Genomic DNA, 2,699 nt, shown 5'->3' with positions numbered 1-2,699 from the left:
GCCACTTTGCCACCTGTCACGTACGGGTGGCACTCTTTTTCGAACCCTGGTCTTTGTGATCGCGCTCGCATTCAGTCATTTTTACTATAAATATGATGAAGTTAATTCAGCTTATTTATGGATGAAATCACTATGGACCCTTTGCACGCCATATACTTAAATATTTTTCACAAAAATCTGAAATATCCAACCCACCCACAAATCAATGCAAAACCCACATAACCCCTGCTATTTTTCCGAACAAAATAAAAAAATAAACATAATTCTTATAGGTTTTCTGTATTTCCATTTACAGAAATATTCGGATAATTCATTGTTATTTTATTTAAGGACGATAAAAAAATGCATTGACATCACTTGCAAACCACAAACGCATAAAAAAATAATGAACACCAAGCACTTGAAAAAGATTCTAACTGGCGACATTACAGATATTATCATATAACTTGTATACATACGCCTTACAAGGCTTCAGGAAGAAAACAGCGCAATAAAACACATCTCGCTATTTATATTTAAGGATGAAGGTGAGTGATATGAAGTTAACAAAACATGCTTTATCAACTCTGGCTATAGCCATTTCAACAATATTATACACACCAGTATCTCTGGCCGTTGACCCTCCCTCAAATCTAAATAGTAGAGTTGTCGTCAATAATAATGAAGAATTAAAACTCATTGCTTCAGAGGGTTACAATCCCAAATGGAAGCAGTTTGCTTTTTTGATTGCGGGCGAAAACTCTAATGGCTACGCTCTCCTTGATAATATGTCAATTATTACCACATACTCTATCATAGGTAGTAATTCTGAAGGTTCCATCACTTTATTAAACCATACCAACTGGCAGCTTAATTTCAGGATGGAGGTGGGTGTAAGGGATGGTACCGGCACCATATATGTGTTAGAAGGCAGTAAGATAAGTGGCATGCAGCAACTAAAGATTGGTGACTTTTATGGTGATGCCAAAGGGATGATGTTTATTGATGGGGAAAACTCGTCAGTTACCTCTAACATTACTAATGTTGGCAATCAGGGGACAGGTAGCCTGCATATTACGAATGGCGGTACACTCACTTCCTTAGCTCAACTCAATATAGGATATGCTGCGCCAGTCAATGGTATATCAGAAAATCTCAATAGTTATGGAGATGTTCTGGTTGACGGTAAAAATTCAATATTGAATGCCGAATCTATTTATCTTGGCGGATTTAGCCCTGATGTTCCGGTTACGGCTACCGGCATCCTCACTGTTAGCAACGATGCAACCATTAATTCAAATTCGTCTATCCTGGTGACCGTCGCTCCTGGCGCAACAGGCATTATAAATATTGGTGGTGCGCAGGGTGAGGCGGAACAGCCTGCAGGTTCGATTAATACGCCATTTATCCATTTAGGCGCAGCGGATGCTTCCTCCACGTCGGTAGTTAACTTTAATCACTCCAGTACCGATTTTCTGCTGGCCTCCGATGTTCAGGGAAACGGCCAGGTTAACCAGGTTGGCTCAGGAACGACAACATTATCTGGTTCGAATAGCTATGCTGGTGATACCAATATAACCAAAGGCAGTCTGCGCGCAGGTAAAGAGAATACCTTCAGCCCCAACTCCGATTATATTGTCGACAGCGGTGGACATCTCGATTTAAACGGTTATTCACAAACGTTAAATACGCTGGCACTGACTGGTACGGCGATGCTGTCTTCGTCCGATAAGGTCCGTGAATTCGCGCCAACAACACTGACCATTAACGGCAACTACACCGCCGATGATGGCCTGTTAGTCATGCATACTGTATTAGGTGATGATAATTCCGCAACGGATAAGCTCATCGTAAAAGGGGATACTTCCGGTAGTACCCGCATCATGGTCAACAATGCAGGTGGTCTGGGCGCGGAAACCCTGGAAGGGATAAAAATTGTCGAGGTTGAAGGCCTGTCAGAGGGCATTTTCAGTAAAGAGGGGCGTATTGTTGCCGGTCCCTATGACTACAACGTGGTAAAAAGCGACAATCAGAACTGGTTTTTAACCAGTGAAATTCCCGCAGGACCGTATACCCCTCCGGTACTGCCCGTCATCCCGGAACCAGATCCTGAACCCCCTGTAACACCTGAACCTCCTGTAACAGCGGAGCCACCTGTGACACCGGAGCCGCCTGTTACGCCATCTGTTCCACAACCAGAACGAAAACATCTGTATCGCCCGGAAATTGGTAGCTATCTGGCCAATATTCAGGCTGCAAATACGCTGTTTAATACCCGACTGCATGACCGTCTGGGGGAAACACAATATACCGACCTGCTAACCGGCGAGCAGAAAGTGACCAGCTTGTGGATGCGTAACATTGGCGGGCATAACCGCTTTAAGGATCGCTCGGATGAACTGAACACCCAGAGCAATCGTTATGTTCTGCAACTGGGCGGCGATCTCGCGCAATGGAGCAGTAACGCACTCGATCGCTGGCATCTCGGCTTAATGGCTGGCTATGCCAACAGCAAGAGTCACACACATTCCAGCCTGACCGGGTACAACTCGCGTGGGCAAATCGACGGCTACAGCGTGGGTGTATATGGCACATGGTACGCAAATGAAGCAGACAAAACCGGAACTTATGTTGACAGCTGGTTGCTCTATAACTGGTTTGATAACACCGTCTCCGGCGAGTATCTGCCCAGTGAAAAGTATCACTCTGACGGTATCACC

At 44.6% G+C, this 2,699-nt stretch carries 1 protein-coding gene; it reads left to right on the top strand.

Translation table 11 applies throughout. The annotated features are described in order from the left end of the window. Positions 1 to 536: 536 nt before the first annotated feature. On the top strand, positions 537 to 2,699 hold a 2,163-nt coding region (locus D9742_RS21515; protein WP_240780513.1), incomplete at its 3' end, for an autotransporter outer membrane beta-barrel domain-containing protein.

Source organism: Escherichia sp. E1V33 (assembly GCF_004211955.1).
Lineage (GTDB): Bacteria > Pseudomonadota > Gammaproteobacteria > Enterobacterales > Enterobacteriaceae > Escherichia.
Note: the sequence above shows the minus strand (reverse complement) of the source record. Positions and strands in the feature narration are given on the sequence as shown.